At 57.9% G+C, this 23,211-nt stretch carries 14 protein-coding genes; 11 read left to right on the top strand and 3 right to left on the bottom strand.

The features are described from left to right. Positions 1–260 precede the first annotated feature (260 nt). The 4 genes from QEV83_RS07340 (at position 261) to QEV83_RS07325 (ending at position 5,937) form a co-directional block, all read left to right on the top strand. Positions 261–1,316, top strand: a complete 1,056-nt coding sequence (locus tag QEV83_RS07340) for a hypothetical protein (protein WP_280130552.1) — start codon at positions 261–263, stop codon at positions 1,314–1,316. A gap of 187 nt (positions 1,317–1,503) precedes the next feature. Next, positions 1,504–2,826: a capsule biosynthesis protein gene (locus QEV83_RS07335; protein WP_280130551.1), complete on the top strand. Its 1,323-nt coding sequence runs from the start codon at positions 1,504–1,506 to the stop codon at positions 2,824–2,826. 83 nt (positions 2,827–2,909) lie between these two features. Further along, positions 2,910–4,958 (top strand): glycosyltransferase, encoded by a 2,049-nt coding sequence (locus QEV83_RS07330; RefSeq protein ID WP_280130994.1) that lies wholly within the window; start codon positions 2,910–2,912, stop codon positions 4,956–4,958. 172 nt (positions 4,959–5,130) lie between these two features. Continuing rightward, a complete protein-coding gene (locus QEV83_RS07325) occupies positions 5,131–5,937 on the top strand; it encodes an ABC transporter permease (RefSeq protein WP_280130550.1) in 807 nt (268 codons plus the stop codon). 68 nt (positions 5,938–6,005) lie between these two features. Here the strand turns inward: QEV83_RS07325 and QEV83_RS07320 are convergent, their stop codons facing one another. From QEV83_RS07320 to QEV83_RS07310, 3 genes are all read right to left on the bottom strand, one after another. Continuing rightward, positions 6,006–6,230 carry a hypothetical protein gene (locus QEV83_RS07320; RefSeq protein ID WP_280130549.1) on the bottom strand — a complete coding sequence of 75 codons (225 nt, stop codon included), beginning with the start codon at positions 6,228–6,230 and terminating at the stop codon, positions 6,006–6,008. Positions 6,231–6,454: 224 nt separating this feature from the next. After that, positions 6,455–6,709 carry a DUF2312 domain-containing protein gene (locus QEV83_RS07315; RefSeq protein WP_280130548.1) on the bottom strand — a complete coding sequence of 85 codons (255 nt, stop codon included), beginning with the start codon at positions 6,707–6,709 and terminating at the stop codon, positions 6,455–6,457. A gap of 141 nt (positions 6,710–6,850) precedes the next feature. Beyond that, positions 6,851–7,696, bottom strand: coding sequence for an N-formylglutamate amidohydrolase (locus tag QEV83_RS07310; protein ID WP_280130547.1), 846 nt, complete (start codon positions 7,694–7,696; stop codon positions 6,851–6,853). A 389-nt stretch (positions 7,697–8,085) separates the two neighbouring features. Between QEV83_RS07310 and QEV83_RS07305 the strand changes: the two genes are divergently transcribed. The 7 genes from QEV83_RS07305 to QEV83_RS07275 all read left to right on the top strand — a co-directional run bounded on the left by QEV83_RS07305 (position 8,086) and on the right by QEV83_RS07275 (position 23,209). After that, positions 8,086–10,593, top strand: coding sequence for a glycogen/starch/alpha-glucan phosphorylase (locus QEV83_RS07305; protein WP_280130546.1), 2,508 nt, complete (start codon positions 8,086–8,088; stop codon positions 10,591–10,593). A 1-nt stretch (position 10,594) separates the two neighbouring features. Continuing rightward, complete coding sequence (gene glgB / locus QEV83_RS07300; RefSeq protein WP_280130545.1) at positions 10,595–12,835, top strand: 1,4-alpha-glucan branching protein GlgB; 2,241 nt, start codon at positions 10,595–10,597, stop codon at positions 12,833–12,835. Between the two features lie 62 nt (positions 12,836–12,897). Beyond that, positions 12,898–14,154, top strand: coding sequence for a glucose-1-phosphate adenylyltransferase (gene glgC, locus QEV83_RS07295; protein WP_280130544.1), 1,257 nt, complete (start codon positions 12,898–12,900; stop codon positions 14,152–14,154). Then, the gene (glgA, locus tag QEV83_RS07290) at positions 14,151–15,608 is read left to right on the top strand and encodes a glycogen synthase GlgA (protein ID WP_280130543.1); all 1,458 of its coding nucleotides are present in this window, start codon (positions 14,151–14,153) and stop codon (positions 15,606–15,608) included. The genes glgC and glgA overlap by 4 nt, the downstream gene beginning before the upstream one ends. Before the next feature lie 53 nt (positions 15,609–15,661). Next, positions 15,662–17,290 (top strand): alpha-D-glucose phosphate-specific phosphoglucomutase, encoded by a 1,629-nt coding sequence (locus tag QEV83_RS07285; protein ID WP_280130542.1) that lies wholly within the window; start codon positions 15,662–15,664, stop codon positions 17,288–17,290. A 17-nt stretch (positions 17,291–17,307) separates the two neighbouring features. Then, entirely contained in the window at positions 17,308–21,588 is a 4,281-nt protein-coding gene (gene glgX / locus QEV83_RS07280) for a glycogen debranching protein GlgX (RefSeq protein WP_280130541.1), read from the top strand. A 463-nt stretch (positions 21,589–22,051) separates the two neighbouring features. Then, positions 22,052–23,209, top strand: a complete 1,158-nt coding sequence (locus QEV83_RS07275; RefSeq protein ID WP_280130540.1) for an efflux RND transporter periplasmic adaptor subunit — start codon at positions 22,052–22,054, stop codon at positions 23,207–23,209. Positions 23,210–23,211: the final 2 nt, after the last annotated feature.

Genomic DNA, 23,211 nt, shown 5'->3' with positions numbered 1-23,211 from the left:
CGGGAATGAATATTGCTTTACATAATTCCGGCACGCTCTCAGTTAGCGGGCTTGGGTGATTCGTTTATCGGTGGTAGCCACTTGATCGGAAAGCACTCGAGCCTTCACTCACCACGCAAAAGCCATGAGCAATTTTCAACCGGCGTGTGACGAACAAAATACCGGCTACAACGGAAAGCCCGCCGTCTCCGTATGCTCGCGCCAATGCGTTTCCAGCTTAAAACGGCGTGTGCCGTGCGGTTCACGGTCTCGATAGACGCATGCTTTTCAACGTCGAAACCGATACCGGTTCGCATCTCACAGGGTACTTCGTTCCGGACTCCTTCTCTGAGCTACCGAGGATTACGGTCCGCCGGCGGGGAAGCGACTTATTAACATTGGAGACAAGCGAAGTCAGGGAATCGCTCGTTGTGGCCGGGCGCCATGCAACAGGCCAATGCGGATTTACAATCAATGAAACGCATATTCCAGGACTTGCCGGTTTAGAAGACTTGGAACTCTCAGACGCCGAGACGGGCATCCTGATATACCGGCGGCGGCCCGTTGGAACTGTCCTGGATTTGAATATTCTTCGCCTCGAGACCCATCTATTACCCTTATGGCGGTTGGATGATTCTTTATCTCATAAGTTCAGATATTGGTATAAGGGTATCGATCGTTACGGTAGAGAGACCTCTACGCAAGTTTTTTGTCTTAATAATTGCATTTCATTATATGTAAGCGGGCGTCTTCTTTATCAGAACTATGAGTTCTATCTGGAAAAAGGTCTAACGACAGTTGCGTTGGTCAGAGATCCATTTGATGAATTAGCCGAGCGCCTTCTCCTCCTCAACATGATCGGGGATGGGGGGGAGCAACTTCTTGGCGCCCGCGATGCGCTAACCTTTGAGGAGACCATCGCTTATGCGGCCGAATTGCAAACTTTCGAAGAAAATGAACTGAAGCGCTTCTTTCGGCGGCTGCCAAATTCGGTCATGTCGGTGCTTTCAAATCCCTTGGTTCGGCAGCTGACGTCAAACACTCCCGATCAGATGCCCAATTTAGGGAGTGTCGCGGCGGCGCTTGAGGCGCTTTCTAGCTTCAAAGTTGTCGGGCTTCGCGCCGATATTGGCCATTTTTTAGCCGCCATCGCCGATTTGATTGGCGTCGATACAGCGGACCTTCCCACGCTCGATGAATACCATCGAGTGAGCGAGGTGGGAGAAAAGTTGCGTAAGATTCGATTGGTTGAAGGCATTCTTGAAAAAGATTTGGAACTTTACCATCAAATGGCCACAGCTTACGCCAAAATAAGTCCCTGTGAAGGTGGCGTTTAGTATCACAGCTCTCGCACGAGGATGGAGACAAAGGGCGGACGCCCTTCTACACCCAGGTCGCACAAGCTTTAATGGCTAATGTTCCGGCGCGCTGACAGCAGGAAGCCTATGGCGCTTTGTCGCGCGTGTCGTGATTTCCGCAGACGGGGAACGGACCCGTCCCTTCCCTCCTGGTACGGTTGATGCAATGATTGGACCTGATACCCAAGAGGAACGGACCGGGCTGGCGCCAGCGCTTCCCTCGACCAACCTCCCTTCGCTTTTTATCCGGCGCGTTCTCGAACCGCTGCGCAGGCATATCCCCAATCGAAGTTTAACGCGGGCTCAAACGGGGACCGACGGGACGATTATTGTCGAAGAACGCCCTGTCGCATGGCGCAAACCTTCCCCTGCTCTTTTAAGCTTTTTCCTGGTGGTCTTGGCTCCGGCTGTGATATCAGCGGTTTATCTGATATTCATCGCCTCGGATCAATTCACCTCGGAGACGCGCTTTGCCGTGCGCCCGGTGGAGCAGGACGCTTTGTCTTCTCAAGACAAGGAAAAGGACAAGCTTCAAAGTGTTTTGACGCCCGCGAGCGCGGGCGCGGGCAATCTCCCTAATCTTGCCTCACAAGATGCCGAAATCGTCGCCAGTTATATTCGCAGCCCGACGATCATCAACGACCTCTTCGGGATAATAGATATAGGCGCGACATTCCGTCGGCCCGGAGCTGATTTCTGGGCACGGCTGAACTCAAATCCGTCGCGCGAGGATTTGCGCGATTATTGGTTGAAGATGGTTTCGACCTATATCGACAACAGCTCTGGAATTGTGACGGTGCAGGTACGCGCCTTCCGGCCAGATGATGCGCTGGCTCTGACGCAAGCAATCCTGAAATCAAGCGATCGACTCGTCAATTCGTTGTCGGTGCGCGCACGCGAAGATGCCATGCGCCGCGCGGAAGAAGAAGTTCTCCAGACCGATCGCCAAATGCGATCGGTGTTTGTTGATCTTGCGCGTTACCGTGACGCGGAGGGCTTTATCGATCCCGAGAAACTGGCGGAACAGACTGGCAAACTTTTGGTTCAGTTGATGAGCGAAAAGATCCAAATTGAAAGCGAATTATATGTGACGAAGGGCTCCGGCGCCTCGGATGCGCCTGGAACCTCCTCGTTGCAGACGCGGCTTGAGAGCGTCAACGGTCAAATCGCCCAAGTGCGATCACGACTCGCGGGCAACAGTCCAGAGGGACGCAATTTGGCAAACTCGCTGGTGCATTTCGAGGAACTCGAGGTTAAACGCCAGTTTGCGGAAACTATGTATACTTTTGCAAGAGACGGGCTCGATCGGGCCCGCCACGCGGCGGAACGCCAAACCGTCTACCTAACCGTTTTCGTGCCACCAGGGCTGCCGCAAGATTATTCCTATCCGCTCCGGTTTACTTTCATTGCGCTTATCTCGATCGGATCACTTATAGTCTGGGGCACCGGGGCATTGGCGTGGGCGTCGATCCAGGACCATCGTCTTTGAGACAATCCTTGACAGCCGCATCTTTTCGAAAAATTAAGCGGGACCGGACATAGTCCGGCGTGCCGAGGTGGCGAGTGAGCTATATGGGCCTCCTTCCCGCACGGACAAAGGTGAACGCCAACGGGGAGCGTATCGTCCTCTGTCCGGAAAGAGATGTCGAAGTACGAGACGGCTATTTCATCGCCACAAGTTCGGAGCCGTGGCTTCAAATACAACCGCATCCCAATCTGCAACCTGGTGCTTTTGTCGAGATCATCTATCGGGCCAGTCTTTGGGACGATCCGGTGCGGCCTATTTTTCGATTTTGGACGAGCGATGGAGAGATCATCGACCGGCTCGCTCCTGGCCCCGTTGCGGGCGCTGGTATTTGGGTTGTTCGGATTCCTGATCGCGCCGTGCGGGCCAGTGTGAGCCCGGCAAATCGACTTGGTCCTTTTAATTTCGAGGTCGAGTCGATCCGTCTCTGCTCTCCTTGGTCCCTTTTGGCAAAGGGATGGGGTCAAGAGCCGCTATTGGCGCGCAACGTCCTTTTCACCAGAATGATCGGCTGGGAGCCGGAATCGGAAGTCAATCTCAATTGGGCGACGGCCTTTACGCCGTTCAATTTTTACAAAGAATGGCGTGATCTCCGCGCCCGGGCGGTCGACTTGGCGAGAATTGACGCACCACGTTGTGATTGGTCGAAGGGTGCCGAAATCGTCATCATTGTCAAAGCCGACGGCGCAGCGCTTACCGACTTGGCGCAAACTTGGAATAGCCTTCGTGCGCAACATTATCGGCGCTGGCTATTGCTTATCATAACAGAGAAAGGCTCGATCAGCCTGCCTCAAGATCAACGCATCCGGTTGATCGCGCCAAAAAAGACTGCGGCCTGCCTACAGTCTTTGCCGAAGCGCTGCTTTATCTCTTCGGTCGTGCCGGGGGACGAATTCCCATCGCATGCGCTCGCATGTCTCGCCGAGGAGGCGCATCGCTCTCCTGCCTGCCGGCTCCTTTATGCCGACGAGGAAGAACAGACAAACGCCGGGACACTCACCCCAATTATGAAACCGCGCTGGAGCCGTTTGCTATCGATCACGCAGTCCTATCTGGGCCGCGCTGCTTTCGTTAATAGGGACGCTTTGTCCGGCGCGTCCGAGAAAGAGCAAAATCAATTTCTCCAGGAGAACAAGATTCCCTTGTCTGTGACGACGAAATTGCAGGACAAAGAGGTAGGCTCGGTGCGCCGGATCCTTCTCACACGCACGCCTGGAAATTCCGCCCAAGCGCCCCAATCTCGTGTTTCACGCCCATCAAGCCAACGCTCTCCTCCGTTGAGCGCGACGATCATAATTCCCACCCGGGATCGCGCCGGCCTGCTGACCCTTTGTATCGACAGCATTCTCAACCGGACTTCCTATGACAATTATTCGATCTTGATCGCCGATAACGGAAGCACCAAGCCAAGGACTATGCGTGTCTTTGAAGGGCTGCGGCGTCAATCCAGGGTTTCTATCGTGGAATGCCCTGGCGCCTTTAACTACTCCTTGATTTGCAATAGTGCCGCCGCGAAAAGCTCAGCCGACATTTTGGTTTTTCTCAACAATGACACGCAAATTCTCTCGAACGATTGGCTGACGCGTCTCGTCGCCCATGCCGTGGCGCCTGATGTGGGTGCTGTTGGGGGCAAGCTCCTTTATCGTGACGGGCGGATTCAACATATTGGCGTGGTTTTAGGTATGGGAGGACACGCCGGCCACTTTGGTTCGAGGGCTTTGGACAGCGAGCCAGGCTGGCTTTCCCGCAATCTGGTGCCGCACGAAATTTCTGCGGTGACAGGGGCCTGCCTGGCCGTCCAACGATGGAAATTCGAAAGGGTCGGCGGATTTGACGCCATTCATTTGCCCATCGACCTCAATGATGTCGACCTTTGTCTAAAACTTGCCGAACAGGGCTGGTCCGCGCGCCTGGATCCGGAAGTTTGCTTGCTGCACGATGAATCGGCCAGCCGTGGCCGCGGCACCTTCCGGCGCCTCGCCGCGTACGCTTCTCAGCGGCATCACTTCCAAACGCGCTGGCGCGCTTGGATAAGGGATGATCCTTATTTTCATCCGGGACTGTCTCTTTACCGGCGGGAGACAGCTCTGAGCTGATCGTGCGCTTCACGCCGCATTTTATTCTGAAGGGAAGGGAAATATGCAGTAACGCATAAATCCCGCCACATTCCAGGAAGATACTGGAAGAACTATAAGCAGCAAATTTTGTCACGTCTTTAGTATTGACTGCCATGGCAAGTTAAGCCGTCATCCATATCCAGGAAATCAGATGCCCGAACTGGAAAACCGTGCGATCTCGCTGGGAGACGTTCTCCGTACGCAGGGGCAAGTAATCTACGCTCTGATGCTGCGTGACGTCAAAACCCGCTATTTCGGCAATGGCCTTGGTTTTCTCTTCTCAAGTGTGGCGTGGCCACTCGTCCATGTTCTTGTCCTGCTGACAGTCTATACAAGCCTTGGCCGGACAGCACCATTCGGCAACAGTACCATCCTCTTCTTTGCGACCGGACTCGTGCCCTTCATGACATTCAGCTACATGTCGCGCTGGATCATGATAGGGCTGGTGTTGAACCGGCCTCTCATCGTCTTTCCGGTCGTCAAAATTACTGATGTCCTCATGGCCCGCGCTTTCCTTGAAATCCTCGGAGCTTGCATGATGACGGCTTCGCTCTTCCTGATCCTATGGTTTTGTGAGGTCGACTTCATGCCGCGCGACATCGCTCAGGCCTCTTTCGCTTTTGGGGCTTCGGTCCTGCTCGGCCTTGGCATGGGGATCATCAATGCGATCATCGCTACGGCTTTCGTCGGGTGGATGACGGGCTACGCGCTTATCATCATTTCCCTGTACATCTCGTCGGGCGTCATGTTCGTTCCCGATTCTTTGCCGGAAGTTGCCCGCTACTATTTGAGTTTTAATCCCGTTCTTCAGGCAATCGAATGGATGCGATCAGCCTATTACGATGGCTATGGTTCGTTGGTGTTGGACAAAACCTATCTAATGGCCTGGGCAGCCTGCACGATTTTTTCAGGATTTGCATTAGAGCGGCTCATTCGTGGGCGGTTACTTGGCGGCTGATCGCCCGGCCGTTGGGCTCAGGCATCGCCAACAAAAGCCAACGGCGCGTTCCTGAGCGGATACTCTATTCAGTTAGAATGCGGGGCGTGTTGAGAGCTTTTTGTCTCGTCTGATTTCGCGGCGCTTGGTATTCGGCGTGCTGGCGCTACTATAACGCCTTCTTGTTCAAGAGCCGCGCGAATGCGCTGGGCGATCGCCACTTCGATATGCTGAGGCAGCCGCGACGCGGGACCGTTCAGTTGCAGAAACGTAGTACGAATCGCGGCCGCGAGAACCTCGTCAATATCAATCATTTCAATTTTCCAAAAATAGAGCCAGAAACTGTGCAATGAACGGAGTCTATTTTACAATCGGGAAAATGCTACGAATGACCCAAACAGTTTTTTCACACGGTTGAAGAACATGCCGAGCAGGAGTTTCCTTCGGGAACACCTTTTTCGGCCAAATATTCTAGCGAAGAGAATTATTATTTCAAAAAAAACGTGAGCCCAGAATATAGTTACCCGCTCAGCTATGCTCAGTTCATATTTAGGGCACCCATATAGAGTTCGAGAACGGCTTCCATTTCCTTTCGCTCGGAATGATCCTGCTTTCTGATTCGTATGATTTGCCGGACCGCCCGCACATCGAAACCGCGCCCTTTCATTTCAGCATAGACCTCGCGGATATCGTCTGAAATTGCCTTTTTTTCCTCCTCCAGCCGCTCCACACGCTCGACGAACTGCGTAAGCTCCTGCGCCGCGACACCTGTTTTGGCTATATCGTCCATCATCCACCATTCCGTTAACTGGCCGCGGCTTGCGAAGCTAGGCACTGTGTCAGCCGTATCCAGGGCGCTGCTCGCGACAATGGGAGTGCAATGAGGGCTTCCGCTGGCGAGCGTCAAGACGTGTAAGGGGTAATCCCCACAATCCTATGTCGCCAGAGGGTCTTGCCTATCGGCGCTGGCTAATTTCACATGACGTCCAGTGCGGCTTGGGTAAAATGCCTTGCGGTGGAGGTCCGGACAGGCGAGGATCGGACGCAGGAGGCGCGCCAGCCGATTGGCGAAAGCGGTTGCCTCGGGCTCCGTGCTGACGCGGTCTTGGCGTATTTCGATGAGAAGGCCGGCGAGCCCAAGCCGAGTGATCTCCTCGTCCAGAGTGTCTCCCTGAAGCGCACCATCGTAAGGTTCGTTGTCGCCGACGCAGAGCCCCTCCTGGCGAAGCGCTGCTATCAGAGGCTTGGCGATGCGCGGATCGTTATCCCACAAGATGCCAATCTCCCACGGCCTTGGGAGGGACTTCCACGAGGGCGTAAAGGTATGAACTGAAACAACTGCCGGGGGCGGGCCATGTTTCATCATCGCTTCAATTGCCGTTGCGATCGCGTGACGGTAGGGCCGCCAAAACCGCGCAGTACGATGATGGATTTCTTCGGCGCTGATTCTGGCATTTCCAGGAATGATGGCGCCGTCCGAGAGCTGCATGACGAGTGTCGGGTCGTCGGCGCCGCGGTTGGGGTCGATGAGGAGCCGCGAGAATCGTGACAGAATAGCCGGAGCTCCGAAAATTCCGGCAAGATGACGGGTGAGCCAGGCAGCGCCAATATCATAGGCGATATGGCGGTCGAGTTGTTGTTTGGTTAACCCGAGCGTTCCATAGGCTTCAGGCAGCGCGTTGGTCGCATGGTCGCAAAGAAAAAGCACGCCCGCCGCCCAATCACCTTCGATCCGCTCGACGGGATCGCTCGCGGCGCTCATTGGCGGTGAAACGAGCACGGCAATTCTCCTCTTCAAAAATGAACGCCGAATATAATAGCACGCGGCCGCCGCATTTCACTCTGGTTTGCCAGAGGGAAGGAAATCCGCCACCGCGGTTGCTTGATTCTTAATCACGAATCCGGCGTCCGCAGCCTATTCCCGAGGCGGTGAAGACGTCAAAGGGGTGCCGCCAAACTGATCTTGCGGCATGCTGGACCACTGCCTATAGTGTCGGCACAAGCGGCCGATGCAGAACCGGATACGAAATTTGCCGCTTTGTCACGCGCGTCAAATGCGCGGGCTGGGAGAACGCGGGAGAGGGTCGATCAAGTAAGTCACGGGCCACAGCCCGGGCGCGGCTGGCCGCGTGCCGGCGGTCCTTGAGTTCCCGATGGAGGTCCGCCGCGATGGAATTGGAAATCGAAACCGCTGCCTCCAAACAGGATGCTCCCGCCGGGGAAGGCGGCGTGAAAACTGAACCGGACGTGGCGGCAATTCGCGACGCGATTATCGAAAAGCTCACCTATGCCCTTGGCAAGCGCGTCGTCACTGCGCGCCCGCGCGACTGGTTCATTGCGACGGCACTCACCGTGCGTGATAGGATCGTTGAGCGCTGGATCGCCTCGAACGATGAAACCCATCGGACGCATCGCAAGCGAGTCTATTACTTAAGTCTCGAATTTCTCATCGGCCGTCTGTTGATCGATGCGCTCACCAACATGGAGATGATCGAACAGACCCGCGCTGCGCTTGCAGAACTTGGCGTCGATCTCGAGGAGTTGCGTGAACTTGAACCGGATGCGGCGCTCGGCAATGGCGGCCTTGGCCGGCTCGCGGCCTGTTTCATGGAGAGCATGGCAACCCTCTCGATTGCCGCATATGGCTATGGCATCCGCTACGATCATGGCTTGTTTCGGCAGCGAATCAAGGACGGGCGTCAGCTCGAATATCCGGAAGACTGGTTGTCGTTTGGCAATCCTTGGGAATTTCCGCGGCCGGAATTCGAATATGAGATCGGTTTTGGCGGCCGCATCGAGGCCGAACACCAGGAGGACGGTTCGGTCAGGCATATTTGGCATCCGGCAGAAACCGTCAAGGCGGTTGCCTATGATACGCCGATTCCGGGATGGCGCGGCGCCCATGTCAACGCCCTCCGGCTGTGGTCGGCGCGGGCGCCAGATCCGCTGCAACTCGACGTCTTCAACAGCGGTGATCATGTCGGCGCGCTGATGGACCGGGTTCGTGCGGAATCTATTTCCAAAGTGCTCTACCCAAGCGATGCCTCACCTGCAGGTGAGGAATTGCGCTTGCGTCAGGAATATTTCTTCGCGTCTGCTTCCTTGCAAGATTTGGTGCGCCGTCACCTCAGCCAGCATGGTGCCATCGAGTCGCTTGCCGACAAGGTGGCGATCCAGCTCAACGACACGCATCCGGCGATCGCGGTTACCGAACTGATGCGCATTCTCGTCGATTTGCATCAGGTTCCATGGCGCGAAGCCTGGGCGGCGACGCAAGCGACCTTCAGCTATACCAACCACACCTTGCTGCCGGAGGCGTTGGAGACCTGGCCGGTGCCTTTGATGGAGCGGCTGCTCCCCCGCCACATGCAAATCATCTATCTTATCAACGCCATCCATCTTGCCAATGTGAGCAAACTTCCAGACGTGACGGGCGAGACACTATCGGCGCTGTCGCTGATCGACGAGGCGCATGGGCGGCGCGTGCGCATGGGACATCTCGCGTTCTTGGGCTCGCACAAAGTGAATGGGGTATCGAAGCTCCATTCGGATTTGATGAAAGTTACGGTTTTTCGCGAGCTTGATTCCGTGCTTCCCGGACGGATCACGAACAAAACCAATGGCATCACCTTCCGCCGTTGGCTCAAGGAAGCAAATCCGGGGTTGACGTCGCTCTTGACTGAGGTGACCGGCGACCGGCTGCTCGACGATGCGATGATGCTGGAGAAGGTTGCCGCCGTCGCCGGCGATTCGTCGTTCCAGGAACGCTACGCCGCGCACCGGCGGGCGAACAAAGTCGCGCTGTCGAAACTCGTCCGGCAGCGCGTGGGAGTCGTGATCGATCCTGACGCGCTTTTTGACGTGCACATCAAGCGTATCCATGAATATAAGCGGCAAGTCCTCAATATATTGGAAGCAGTTGCCGTCTATGATGCCATCCGCGCGCAACCCATGCGGGACTGGATTCCACGGGTCAAGATCTTCGCGGGCAAGGCGGCAGCGAGCTATGCCACCGCGAAACTGATCATCCGGCTCGCCAATGATGTCGCCGAGATCGTCAACTCGGATCCTACGGTTCGCGGACTTTTAAAGATCGTCTTCTTGCCCAACTACAATGTGAGTCTCGCTGAGCGGATCATTCCGGCCGCCGATCTTTCGGAACAAATCTCGACCGCCGGTATGGAGGCATCGGGAACCGGAAATATGAAATTCGCCTTGAACGGCGCCCTAACCATCGGCACCCTCGACGGCGCCAATGTTGAAATTCGCGAGAAGGTTGGCGCCGAAAATATCTTTATTTTTGGACTGACGGCGGAGGAGGTCGAGGCGCACCGGCAGCAAGGGATCGACGGGCGGCCCGCGATCAATCGGTCGGTCAAGCTTGCCGAGGTGCTCGACGCAATTGGTTCGGGTGTTTTCTCTCCCGACGAGCCCGACCGATATCGGGGCCTCGTCAATATGTTGACGCATAATGATTATTTTCTGGTCACCGCCGACTTCGACAGCTATTTCGAGGCCCAGCGCTCGGTGTTCCGGCGCTGGCGCGATAAACATGCATGGTGGCAGGCGGCCGCCCTCAACACGGCCCGTATGGGCTGGTTCTCCTCTGACCGCACCATCAGCGAGTATGCGCAGGAAATCTGGAACGTTCCGGTGCGGCCGCCCGGAAGGGGATGAAATGGGATGGTTCGGGCGGAAACGCAGCGGAGACAAAGAGTCCGCCGCGAGCCCAAATTGGCGGATTGGCGAGGAAACGGTGCAGGCCTTGCTGGTGGCGCGCCACCAGGATCCCTTCGCTGTGCTCGGTCCGCATGAAACTGCGGATGGAATAGTGATCCGCGCTTTGGTACCGCATGCCGAAAGCGTGGCAGCGGTCCTGGAAGACGGCACGAAGGAGATCGAACTCACAGCGCGCGGCGGCGGCTTTTTCGAAGGGCTTGCCAAACATCGCGCGAGCCGGTTTCCCTATCGCCTGCGGGCGGCGAATAGCAACGGAACCTGGGATTTCATCGATCCCTACGCCTTGCCACCGGTGCTCGGCGCGACGGATGATTATCTCTTCGTCGAGGGGACCCATCGCCAGCTTTATGAGCGGCTTGGGGCGCATCTCATGTCATTCGAAGGAATCGCCGGCGTGCATTTCGCGGTTTGGGCGCCGCGCGCATGGCGGGTCTCGGTCGTTGGCGATTTCAATGCCTGGGACGGGCGCCGGCATCAGATGCGCAAGCGCATCGATTCCGGTCTTTGGGAAATTTTCGCGCCGGAGGTCAATGAAGGCACGGCCTATAAATATGAAATTGTTTCCAACGATGGCAGACTTTTGCCGCTGAAAGCTGATCCCGTCGGGTTCTTGGGCGAATTGCGTCCCTCGACGGCCTCAATCGTGGCTCGTACCGAACGCTTCGCCTGGACTGACGGGGATTTCCTTGAGCGGCGCCGGAATGGCGATCCAAGGCGTAAGCCGATGACGATCTATGAGGTCCACCTCGGCTCTTGGATGCGCGGCGACGGGGGACGATTTCTCTCCTACGACGAACTCGCGTCCCGCCTCATTCCCTATGTGTCGGAACTTGGCTTCACCCATATCGAGCTGCTGCCGGTCTCGGAACATCCGCTCGATGCCTCATGGGGCTATGAGCCGATCGGCCTTTTCGCGCCGACCCGGCGTTTCGGCGATCCTGCAGGCTTTGCGCGCTTCGTCGATCGGGCGCATGCGGCGGGTCTTAGCGTCATCCTCGATTGGGTGCCGGCACATTTCCCGACCGACATTCATGGCCTAGCGCAATTCGATGGCGCGCCGCTTTACGAACATGGCGATCCGCGCCTTGGCTTCCATCCCGACTGGAACACGGCGATCTATGATTTCGGCCGCCGCGAAGTCAGGGCGTTTCTGGCGGCCAATGCGCTTTTCTGGCTCGACCGCTATCATGTGGATGGGCTTCGCGTCGATGCCGTCGCCTCGATGCTCTACCTCGATTATTCGCGCAAGCCAGGCGAATGGCTCCCAAACAGCGATGGCGGTAATGACAATCGCGATGCCGTGGCTTTTGTGAAACGGGTTAACGAACTCGTTTACGCTGCGCATCCTGGCGCCGTGACCATCGCGGAGGAGTCGACGGCATGGCCGGGGGTATCCTCACCGACGCATGCGGGCGGCCTAGGTTTTGGGTTCAAATGGAACCTTGGCTTCATGCACGATACGCTCGCCTATATGGCGCAAGATCCGGTGCACCGGAAATGGCACCATGACCGTCTGACATTCGGCTTGCTCTATGCCTTCTCCGAGAATTTTGTACTGCCGCTCAGCCACGATGAAGTGGTGCACGGCAAGGCTTCGCTGATCAACAAAATGCCGGGCGACGATTGGCAGAAATTTGCGAACCTTCGCGCCTATTACGGATTTATGTGGGCGCATCCTGGCAAGAAGCTTTTGTTCATGGGCCAGGAGTTCGCGCAGCGCCGGGAGTGGAACGAGGATTGCAGCCTCGATTTCCACCTTCTCGAATTTCCACTGCACAAAGGGATTCAGCTGCTGGTCAGGGATTTGAACCGGCTTCATCAGACGCAACCGGCACTGCATGCGCGCGATTGCGAGCCGGAAGGCTTTCGCTGGATTGTGGTCGATGATCGCGAACAGTCCGTGGTGGCCTTCATAAGATATGGGGCCCCGCAAGATCCGCCGGTGGTCATGGTGGCCAATTTCACGCCGGTGCCACGCCATGGCTACCGGATCGGCCTCCCTTGCCCCGGATGGTGGCGGGAAATTCTTAATACCGATGTCGAGATATATGGCGGTTCTGGCTTAGGCAATCTCGGAGGGATCGCGGCAGGGGATATTTCTTCGCATGGACTGCCTGCTTCGGCCGAACTGACACTGCCGCCGCTCGCGACCCTTTATTTGCAATTCGCGGATCAATGAGGAGGCCGCTTTCGCGAATTTTATAGGCACTCAGGCTTTGGGGACGCTGGAGAGAAACAAGAATGAGATCGAGTGCGCCGATCGGGCGTCAGGCCATGGCCTTTATTCTCGCTGGCGGGCGCGGCAGCCGTCTCCTCGAGTTGACCGACCGGCGGGCCAAGCCGGCGGTTTATTTCGGCGGCAAGTCGCGGATCATCGACTTCGCCCTTTCCAATGCCTTGAACTCTGGCATCCGCCGCGTCGGCGTCGCCACGCAATACAAGGCGCACAGTCTGATTGGCCACCTCACGCGCGGCTGGAATTTTTTCCGCACGGGAAGCAACGAGAGTTTCGACATTCTTCCGGCAAGTCAGAGGGTTTCCGAAAGCCAATGGTACGCGGGCACGGCGGACGCGGTCTATCAAAACATCGACATCATTGGCGACCGCGAACCCAAATACATGGTTGTGCTTGCGGGCGATCATATCTACAAGATGGACTATGAGCTCATGCTGCAACAGCATGTCGACTCCGGCGCCGATGTGACCGTCGGCTGTCTCCAAGTGCCGCGCAAAGAGGCGTCCGATTTTGGCGTCATGCACACGGACCCGTCGGACAACATCTCCGCATTCGTCGAAAAGCCAAAACATCCGCCAGGCATGCCCGGCGACCCCCACAATTGCCTCGCCTCGATGGGTATCTATGTGTTCGAGACGAAGTTTCTTTTTGACCAGCTTGCCCGCGATGCCGCAACGCCAAATTCGAGCCGGGATTTCGGCAAGGACATTATTCCCTTCCTCGTGAAACATGGCAAAGCGGTCGCGCACCGGTTTTCGGACTCTTGCGTCCGCTCATCCAATGAGACGCAGGCCTATTGGCGCGACGTGGGCACCGTCGATGCCTATTGGGCGGCGAATATCGATTTGACGGGCGTCGTGCCGGATCTTGACTTGTTCGACCGGGACTGGCCGATTTGGACGGACGGCGCGGTGACCCCGCCGGCGAAATTTGTGCATGATGAAGATGGCCGCCGCGGCTTTGCGGTTTCCTCGCTCGTTTCGGGAGGCTGCATCGTTTCCGGTGCGCAGTTGAGGCGTTCTGTTCTGTTCACCGGCGTGCGTGTCAATTCCTATTGCACGATCGAGAATGCAGTCATTTTGCCTTATGTCGATATTGGCCGTTCGTCCCATCTCAAGAATGTCGTGATTGATCGCGGCGTGAAAATACCTGAAGGGCTTGTTGTGGGAGAAGATGAACTGGCGGATGCCAAGCGATTCCGGCGTACCGAAAATGGGATCGTGCTCATAACCCAGCAGATGATCGACAGGCTCGGCGCATGAGCAGTATCACGGTCCTTGCGGTCGTGTCGGAAATCTATCCGCTGATCAAGACCGGGGGCCTTGCCGATGTTGCTGGAGCGCTTGCCGGGTCGCTTGCTGCTGAGTCTGTAGAGGTGGTAACGCTTGTTCCAGGTTATCCGGCGGTGATGAATAAAATCAATACCGCCGAAGCCGTGCTGACGGTGAAGGCTCTTTTTGGCGGAGCGGCCCGGGTGCTGCGCGCTAAAGTCGTCGGTCTCGATCTTTTCGTGCTCGATGCGCCGCATCTTTTCGCGCGTCCAGGCAATCCGTATGCGGGACCGGACGGGCGGGACTGGCCGGATAACCCCTTCCGTTTCGCGGCGCTTTGCCAAATTGCCGCGCGTCTTGCAAGGGGCGAATGTCCCGGTTTTAGGCCCGATATCGTTCATGGGCATGATTGGCAGGCAGGGTTGACCGCCGCCTATCTCACCTATGACGGCTATCCGCGTCCGGCCACTGTCATCACGATTCATAATCTCGCCTTCCAAGGACAGTGCCCGGCAGCGCTTTTGACGCCGCTCGGTCTCCCGCCACGCGCTTTCGCACTCGATGGGGTGGAGTATTACGGCACGATAGGTTTCCTTAAGGCTGGTCTTTCTCTTTCCGACAGGATCACCACGGTCTCGCCCGCCTATGCGGCCGAGATACGCACACCGGAACACGGGATGGGTCTCGATGGACTTTTGCGCGCACGGTCGGAGTCGCTGACGGGGATTCTCAACGGGATCGACGACGCTGTCTGGAATCCGCGCGAGGACGCATGGCTGGCAGCGCCTTATTCGATCCAGACGCGGGCGAAACGTGGGCAAAACAAACCCGTTCTGCAAAAGCACTTTGGGCTCGCCGTGGATCAGAAGGCGCTGCTGTTTGGCGTGGTGAGCAGGCTTGCCTGGCAGAAGGGCATCGATCTCATTCTCGCCAATCTCGATCTCATCGAGCGGATTGGCGGTCAGCTCGCCGTGCTCGGCTCCGGAGATCCTTCGTTCGAAGAGGCTTTCCGCGCGGCTGCGAAAGCGCGGCCGGGCCGAGTGGCGGCTCTCATCGGCTATGATGAACGAACGGCGCATATGATTCAGGCGGGGGCCGATGCGCTGCTCATCCCCTCGCGTTTCGAGCCTTGCGGGTTGACCCAGCTTTGCGCCATGCGGTACGGCGCGGTGCCGGTCGCCGCCCGCGTTGGCGGGCTTACGGATACGATCATCGATGCGAACGAGATGGCGGTCGCGGCAGGTATTGGCACTGGTATTCACTTCTCGCCGGTCACCAGCGGCACGCTGGGCGCGGCGATCGAGCGGACCCGCAAACTTTGGGACGCACCGATGGTGTTTGATCGCCTTCGTGCAAATGGTATGAAGACCGATGTTTCCTGGCGCGCTCCGGCCGCCGCTTATGCGAGGCTTTTCCGCGACCTTATTCCCGCGGGCGCCCAATGATTGTAGGACTATCCAACAACCTGGGGAACCCGTCAGAGGAATTGGGAAAATCCATGCTCAAAATTGTTCCAACGTCGCCTTTCGACGACCAGAGACCGGGAACGTCGGGGTTGCGCAAGAAGACCGTGGTCTTCCAAAAGCCCGGCTATATTGAGAATTTTGTTCAATCGATCATGGATTGTCTCAAAGGTTTTGAAGGAACGACTCTGGTCGTAGGCGGTGATGGGCGCTTCTTCAACCGTGAGGCGATTCAGATCGTCTTGAAGATCGCGATCGCCAATGGATTTGGCAAAATCCTGGTGGGCAAGGGAGGCATAGTGTCAACACCTGCCGCCTCCAATCTGATCCGCCGTCGTAGTGCCTTTGGCGGCGTTATCCTCAGCGCTAGCCACAATCCCGGCGGACCTCACGGTGACTTCGGCATCAAATACAATGCTGGAAACGGGGGACCGGCGCCCGAACAGCTAACCGAGGCCGTGTTTACCCGCTCGAAATCCATCACGGAATATAAAATCCTCGTGGCGCCAGACATTGATCTCGATGTGCTCGGCCTAGTCCGCCTTGGGCCAGGCGAGGTCGAGGTGATCGATCCTGTTGAGGACTATGCGGAACTTATGCAGGAGCTCTTCGATTTTGACCGTATCCGCAGTTTGTTCAAGGCTGGCTTTTGTTTCCGGTTCGATGCGATGTCGGCGGTAACCGGGCCTTATGCCGGACGAATTTTCGTCGATATGCTTGGCGCGCTGCCTGACTCGATTCTGAATGGGACACCGCTTCCAGATTTCGGTGGACATCATCCCGACCCTAATTTGATCAACGCCAAACATCTTTTCGACTTGGCCATGTCTCCGGGTGGCCCAGATCTCTGCGCGGCGTCGGATGGTGATGGGGACCGGAATTTGATCATCGGCAGGAACCAGTATGTGACGCCCTCTGACAGTCTCGCGATCTTGGCCGCGAATGCCCGCCTTGCGCCAGGCTACGCCAAGGGCATTGCAGGGATTGCGCGCTCGATGCCAACCAGTGGAGCGGCTGACCGCGTTGCCGCGCGGCTTGGTGTGCATCTTTACGAGACGCCGACGGGATGGAAGTTTTTCGGCAATCTTCTCGATGCGGGCTTGGCCACCATCTGCGGTGAAGAGAGCGCAGGCACGGGGTCCAATCATGTCCGCGAAAAAGATGGACTCTGGGCGGTTTTGCTCTGGCTCAATATTTTGGCTGTGCGGGGCGAGAGTGTTGCGGCGATTACCGCCAAACACTGGGCGGACTATGGGAGAAATTATTATGTCCGGCACGATTATGAAGAGGTTGATGCCGATGGCGCGAATGCACTTATGCAGGCCTTGCGTGACGCGCTGCCAGGATTGACGGGTGCGCTGGCTGCGCGGCCCGGCCTGATTGGGGCCGACGATTTCGCCTATCATGATCCAGTGGACGGCTCGGACTCGGAGCATCAGGGTATCCGTCTGCACTTCGAGAATGGCAGCCGCATCGTCTATAGGTTGTCAGGGACTGGCACGTCTGGGGCGACGCTGCGGGTTTATATTGAACGGTTTGAACAGGATCGGGCGCAACAAAACCAGGAGACCGGCGGAGCGCTGGCCGATCTCATCGTACTGTCGCGAGAGTGTGCGCGGATTGCGTACTATACGGGGCGCGAGACGCCGTCGGTGATCACCTGAGCGCCGGTGACACGCCATTGCCTCCTAAGGGCAATCCGCGCGTCCATGTGGGCAAGCCGGAGCCGTTTGGCGCCACTCCTGACGGGGGCGGGGTCAATTTTGCCGTTGCATCGAGCAGCGCCGAGGCGATTCTCGTTTCGCTATTCGATGCGGCAGGGTGCGAGACGGCCTGCGTGCACCTGCCCGGCCGGTTGGGCGACGTGTTTCACGGCCATATCGCGGGCATCGGCCCCGGTACCCGTTACGGCTTGCGCGCACATGGCCGCTTTGAGCCGGAGCTCGGGCATCGGTTCAATTGTGCCAAACTATTGGTCGATCCATTCGCGACGCGGCTCGACCAGCCATTCATGCTCGACGCAAGTTTGTTCGACGCGCGGATCCATGGCGCGGCGGCAGACGATATTGATAGCGCGCCTTTCGTTCCAAAAGCGATCGTTGAAGCACCGGAGCCGTTTCGGCTGCCAAGGCGTCCGCGCATTGAATGGCGTGACCTCGTCATTTATGAAATGCATGTCCGCGGTTTCACCAAGTTGCATCCGGACATACCTCAGTCCATTCGCGGTACCTTTGCGGGTTTGGCGCATGAAGCTTCGATCGATTATTTAAAAAGATTGGGAGTGACCGCCGTCGAATTGTTGCCGATCGCGGCATGGATTGACGAGCGGCATCTGCCGCCGCTAGGGCTTAGCGACTATTGGGGCTACAATCCGATGGCGATGCTTGCCCCCGATCCGCGTCTCGCGCCGGGCGGCTGGGCAGAGGTGCGCGGCGCTGTAGACGTGCTGCACGCGGCTGGCATCGCAGTTCTTCTCGACGTGGTTTTTAACCACACCGGAGAGAGCGACGAATTTGGTCCCACCCTGTCGATGCGCGGTCTCGACAATGCCGGCTATTACCGGCTGGCGGCTGGCAAACCGGCACTCTATGCCAACGATTCCGGCTGTGGCAATGTGCCAGCGCTTGAGCGCCCAGCGGTCATGCGTCTCGCGCTTGAAGCGCTGCGTACGTCCGTTATCCGTGCTGGTGTCGATGGCTTCCGCTACGATCTCGCGCCTGTGCTTGGTCGCAGTGATGACGGTTTCGATCCGGATCACCCGCTGCTCGCAGCGATCACGCAAGACCCTTTGCTAAAGGATTTGATTCATATCGCTGAGCCCTGGGATCTGGGACCCGGTGGCTACCAGCTCGGGGCCTTTCCAGCGGCATGGGGAGAATGGAATGACCAATCGCGCGATCGCTTCCGCAAATTTTGGCGCGGCGATCCTGGCTCCATCGGGAGCCTTGCAACACGGCTCGCCGGATCGGCGGATATTTTTGGACCCCGCCACCGGCCCCTTTCGCGGTCGGTCAATTTTGTCACCGCGCATGACGGTTTCACCCTCGCCGATCTTGTGGCATTCGAAAACAAACGCAACGGCGCGAACGGTGAAGATAATCGCGACGGAACCAACGATAATCTCTCTTGGAACTGCGCCGCTGAGGGTCCCACGGAAGATGCCGTGATCTTAGCGCGGCGGGCAGGGGATGTTCGTGCTCTGCTCGTTACCCTATTTGTGGCGCGCGGCACGCCGATGGTCAATATGGGCGATGAATTGGGCCGTTCGCAGAGGGGCAACAACAATGCCTATGCGCAGGACAATGAACTTGCCTGGATCAACTGGGCCGACGCCGACGCCTCGCTTATCGATTTCGTTGCACGGCTGATCCGCGTGCGCCGCGCGCACGGCGCCCTCAACGCCGAAACGCCACTGACAGGTGGGCCAGTCGACGCCACCGGGATACCCGATGTCGAGTGGCTGACACCGGAGGGTTATCCGTTCCAGGCAAAAGACTGGAATGACCCGCGAACGAAAACCCTCGTCGCTGTGTTCTATGGTTTGGGGGATGGCATTGCCGAGACGGGCGGAGCCGCGTCAAGCCGGGTCGCAGTGCTGATCAACGCGAGCGAGGACGCACGTGCCTGCGAGATTCCGGGGCGGCGCAAGGATCATGTTTGGTCTTGTGCCATCGACTCCGCGCGGCCGGACCGCGTTCCTGCCGCGCTGGAGGCCGAGCATTATGAACTCGCCGCCCGCTCAGTGGCAATTCTTGTCGAGCAACCGTCTCGTGACAGCCGCCGCCGTGCAACCGGCACTCCGAGCTATGTACTCGATAGCTTGGCTAAGGCGGCAGGGATCGCTCCGCATTGGGTGGATGTGTATGGGCACAGGCACGAAGTTCCCAAGGACACCGTCCAGGCGTTACTCGCAGCTCTTGGACTGCCCGCGTCATCAATAGGAGAAGCTCGGGCGAGCCTCTCAGTGCTTGCCGAGGAACGCGAACTCCGCGCATTGCCCGTCGCGACGACACGTCGCGAGTCCGCCAGCGGGACGATCCGGCTCGGCGGCCACCTTGCCCGGCTTGGACGCCGCTTCGGCGTGACCATCGCGCTTGAAGACGGCTCGACTCGTTCGGTCGTGATTGGAGCAAACGATGGACAGCCAGGTGAAACCGTCGCCGCCGATGGGCGCAGGGTGGCGGTTCGCGACATCACACTACCACCTTTGCCGCTTGGGCGGCATCGGATCTGGACGGACGCGGCGCCAGAGATTTCCGGCCGTCTCGCCATCGTTCCTGACGTCGCGTTTTTGCCGGAGATCTTGTGTGGAGATAGCCGGTTTTTTGGGATTGCTGCGCAGCTTTACGCACTGCGGCGCCAGCCCGTCGAGGGAATGGGTGATCAGGGGATCGGCGATTTCACTTCGCTGCGGCTCCTTGCCGAAGAGGCGGCGGCTGCCGGTGCCGTCACGCTTGGGATCAATCCGCTGCACGCACTGTTTGGCAGCAAGCCAGATCGCGCGAGCCCTTATCACCCCTCCGACCGGCGCTTTCTCGATCCGCTTGCCATCGATGCGTTTGCCTTGCCAGCTCCACTTCTCACTGCGAAGGTGCGTGGCGTGATCGAGCGGTCGCTGTCAGAAGCCTCGCGTCTTTCGGCGAAGCCTTTCGTCGACTATGCCGCCGTCGCCGCGCTCAAAAACCCGATCTTCGATGCCGCCCATGCAGCGTTCCGCGATCTCGCTGCGAGGCGCCCCGCCGATCCGCTCGTCGAAGATTTCCGGGCCTTTTCGCGCGCGGGCGGCGAGACGCTGCGGCGTTTTGCGATTTTCTCGGCGATCGAGGCGAGCTTCCAAGTTACACGCGACAAATTCCCTGAGCCACTCAAATCGCCTTTGGGAGCCGGGATCACTGGCTTCGCCGCGGCGCATGAGGAAGCGATTTTCCGCGCTAAATTTCTCCAGTGGCTCGCGGACCGGCAGTTGGACGCCGCCGCGCAGGCGGGCGATTTACAGCTCGGATTGTACCAAGATCTCGCAGTCGGTTGCGCTCCCGATGGCGCGGAGGCATGGGCGGCGGCGGAGGTTTTGATGCCGGGGGTCTCGATCGGTGCGCCGCCGGACTCGCTTGGCCCGAATGGCCAGGTGTGGAATCTTCCACCCTACGATCCACGCGCGCTTGCAAGGGGAGGCTTTGCGGCTTTTGCCGAGTTGATTGCCGCGAATATGGCGCATGCTGGGATATTGCGGATCGACCATGTACTTGGGCTCAAGCGCCTGTTTCTCGTGCCGGAGGGGGCCTCTGGGCGCGACGGCGCTTATCTTGCTTATCCGTTCGCCGATCTCCTTGGCCAGCTTATGCTTGAAAGCGTTCGCGCGAGCACCGCAGTTGTCGGCGAGGCTCTTGGCACCGTGCCGGAGGGCCTTTGCGAAGAACTCGCAGCGGCCCAGATTCTTTCCTACCGGGTGCTGCGCTTCGAGAGGAATGCGGAAGGGTTTTTGCCGCCCGATCACTATCCTCGACTAGCCGTGGCCTGCGCCGCAACTCACGATTTGCCGCCGCTGGCCGGCTGGTGGGAGGCCGACGATCTCGCCGAATCAGCCAAGCTAGGGTTGCTTGCCGACGCGGCGTCTGCCGCCGCCGAGCGCACCGCCGAGAAAACCGCCTTAATGGAAGCGATCTCAAGGCAAGACTCTCCCGGCTCAATGCAAGACTCGGAGGCTCCGCTCGGCGAAACAGCCGCTGCTCGCATACATGGCTATGTGGCAGCATCGAACTCCGTGTTGACCTTCATCCAGGCCGATGATCTTGCCATGGAGACGGTTGCGGTGAACCTTCCGGGAACTGATGGGGAACGGCCCAACTGGCGGCGCAAGCTTAGCGTAGCGGTCGAACATTTGTTTGCACTTTCGCCGGCCAAGGCGATTCTCGAAGAGGTGCGCCGCAATCGCCAGCCTCCGCCACCGGCTGTGTCAAGCTAAGGATAAACATTGGGGATCTTTGATGGATCTGCCGCCCCATATCCCAAACACATAGAGTTGAAGTGATCTTGCCTACGCGCTGCCGTAGTTTCGTCTGATTGTGGCGTGACTACAAGCCAGCGATGGATGGCCATCAATCTCTTTCACAAATGCGGAGATTTTCCGCGAAGGGTATTTTCTGAATAGTTAAGACTAAAATCTACTTTACGCTATTCCCATATGATTCGAGGGAATGGCAAACGTATGTTCGCTTCCGCGGCCAAGCGATGATCCAGAAGCTGAGTCATGAGTGCGGGACAGTGGCGTTGACTTTGCGACGCTGGGGCGGCAGAGGCGGAGGGGCCGCCGCGTCCGGAGAAGCTGACAAATCGGGATGGCGATCGCCTGACGAGCTTACCGCTTTTATCTTCTCCGAAGTGGCGGAACGCACCTGAACCGTTTGGAGACGACTTGGTCGGGAAACATGAAGCGTAGCATCATTTTCATTGGCGTCTTGATATTTCTCGCGGCACTGAGCGTGGGGCTTGGCTATTTTCAATTCGTCGTCAAACCTGGGATGATCAAAAGCTTCATCCTTGCGGCGGTACCCCCACCAACCTCGGTTGCGGTCGCCACGGCGCGAAGCGAGACCTGGACACCGCGTCTGCCCGCGATTGGCTCCTTGCGAGCCGTCCAAGAAATCGAAATCGCGCCGCAAATCGGCGGCGCGATTGTCGCCGTCCGGGTTGAGTCGGGCCAAGACGTAGAAAAAGGCGCGCCTCTCTTCGAAATCGACAATTCGGTGGAGCAGGCCGATCTTAAGAATAATCTCGCGGTGCTCAAGAACGCTGATTTCGCGCTTGGGCGTCAGCGTCAGCTGATCCAAGGCGGCAATACGGCCAAGGCCAATTTTGATTCCGCTGAAGCGGCGCGAGATTCCGCCGCCGCCGCGGTGGAACGCGTTCGCGCCATCATCGCGCAGAAGATGCTCACGGCTCCATTTGCTGGCCGAGTCGGAATTCGTAAGTTGGATCTTGGGCAATATGTTTCGCCGGGAGCCGGCCTTATTTCCTTGCAGCAGCTTGATCCGATTTTTGTTGATTTCCCGGTACCCGAAAAATCTCTCGGCTTGCTGAAAGCTGGCTTGCCGATCGAACTCGAGGTCGACGCTTATCCAGGACAAATATTTCATGGCGTGATCAAAACCGTCGATGCACGGGTTGCTCAGGAAAGCCGCAATGTCACGGTGCGCGGTCAGCTTGACAATGCCAAAAAACAACTCAGGCCCGGAATGTTTGCCAATGTGAACGTGCTTGCCGGGGAACCCCTTAAGGTCATGACATTGCCCCGAACTGCTATTACCTATTCGCTTTATGGAGATAGCGTTTTCGTGGTTAAGCCCATTCCTCCGGAGTCGGGTGCTGCGCAGGCGGCACCGGCGAAGGAGGAGGCTGTCATGATCATTGAACGCAGACCCGTGCGCGTCGGCGATGTACGGGAAGATCGTGTCGCCATTCTCGAAGGGGTCGATGCTGGCGAAGTCGTCGTTGCCGAAGGTCAGCTCAAATTGCAGGCGGGAGCACGGGTGCGCATCGATTCGTCCGCGCATCTTGAGCCGCAGGCTGTCCGGCCAAAGGAATAAGG

It is taken from the genome of Methylocapsa sp. D3K7, assembly GCF_029855125.1.
GTDB lineage: Bacteria > Pseudomonadota > Alphaproteobacteria > Rhizobiales > Beijerinckiaceae > Methylocapsa.
This window is presented reverse-complemented; position numbering and strand designations above follow the sequence as displayed.

What these genes read in the sequence shown, in the direction of transcription:
- glgA (WP_280130543.1), top strand. Translation starts at nt 14,151, where the DNA reads ATGAGCAGTATCACGGTCCTTGCGGTCGTGTCGGAAATCTATCCGCTG.
- QEV83_RS07320 (WP_280130549.1), bottom strand. Translation starts at nt 6,230, where the DNA reads ATGATTGATATTGACGAGGTTCTCGCGGCCGCGATTCGTACTACGTTT.
- QEV83_RS07285 (WP_280130542.1), top strand. Translation starts at nt 15,662, where the DNA reads ATGCTCAAAATTGTTCCAACGTCGCCTTTCGACGACCAGAGACCGGGA.
- QEV83_RS07335 (WP_280130551.1), top strand. Translation starts at nt 1,504, where the DNA reads ATGATTGGACCTGATACCCAAGAGGAACGGACCGGGCTGGCGCCAGCG.
- glgB (WP_280130545.1), top strand. Translation starts at nt 10,595, where the DNA reads ATGGGATGGTTCGGGCGGAAACGCAGCGGAGACAAAGAGTCCGCCGCG.
- QEV83_RS07275 (WP_280130540.1), top strand. Translation starts at nt 22,052, where the DNA reads ATGAAGCGTAGCATCATTTTCATTGGCGTCTTGATATTTCTCGCGGCA.
- QEV83_RS07305 (WP_280130546.1), top strand. Translation starts at nt 8,086, where the DNA reads ATGGAATTGGAAATCGAAACCGCTGCCTCCAAACAGGATGCTCCCGCC.
- QEV83_RS07340 (WP_280130552.1), top strand. Translation starts at nt 261, where the DNA reads ATGCTTTTCAACGTCGAAACCGATACCGGTTCGCATCTCACAGGGTAC.
- QEV83_RS07330 (WP_280130994.1), top strand. Translation starts at nt 2,910, where the DNA reads ATGGGCCTCCTTCCCGCACGGACAAAGGTGAACGCCAACGGGGAGCGT.
- QEV83_RS07325 (WP_280130550.1), top strand. Translation starts at nt 5,131, where the DNA reads ATGCCCGAACTGGAAAACCGTGCGATCTCGCTGGGAGACGTTCTCCGT.
- QEV83_RS07315 (WP_280130548.1), bottom strand. Translation starts at nt 6,709, where the DNA reads ATGATGGACGATATAGCCAAAACAGGTGTCGCGGCGCAGGAGCTTACG.
- glgC (WP_280130544.1), top strand. Translation starts at nt 12,898, where the DNA reads ATGAGATCGAGTGCGCCGATCGGGCGTCAGGCCATGGCCTTTATTCTC.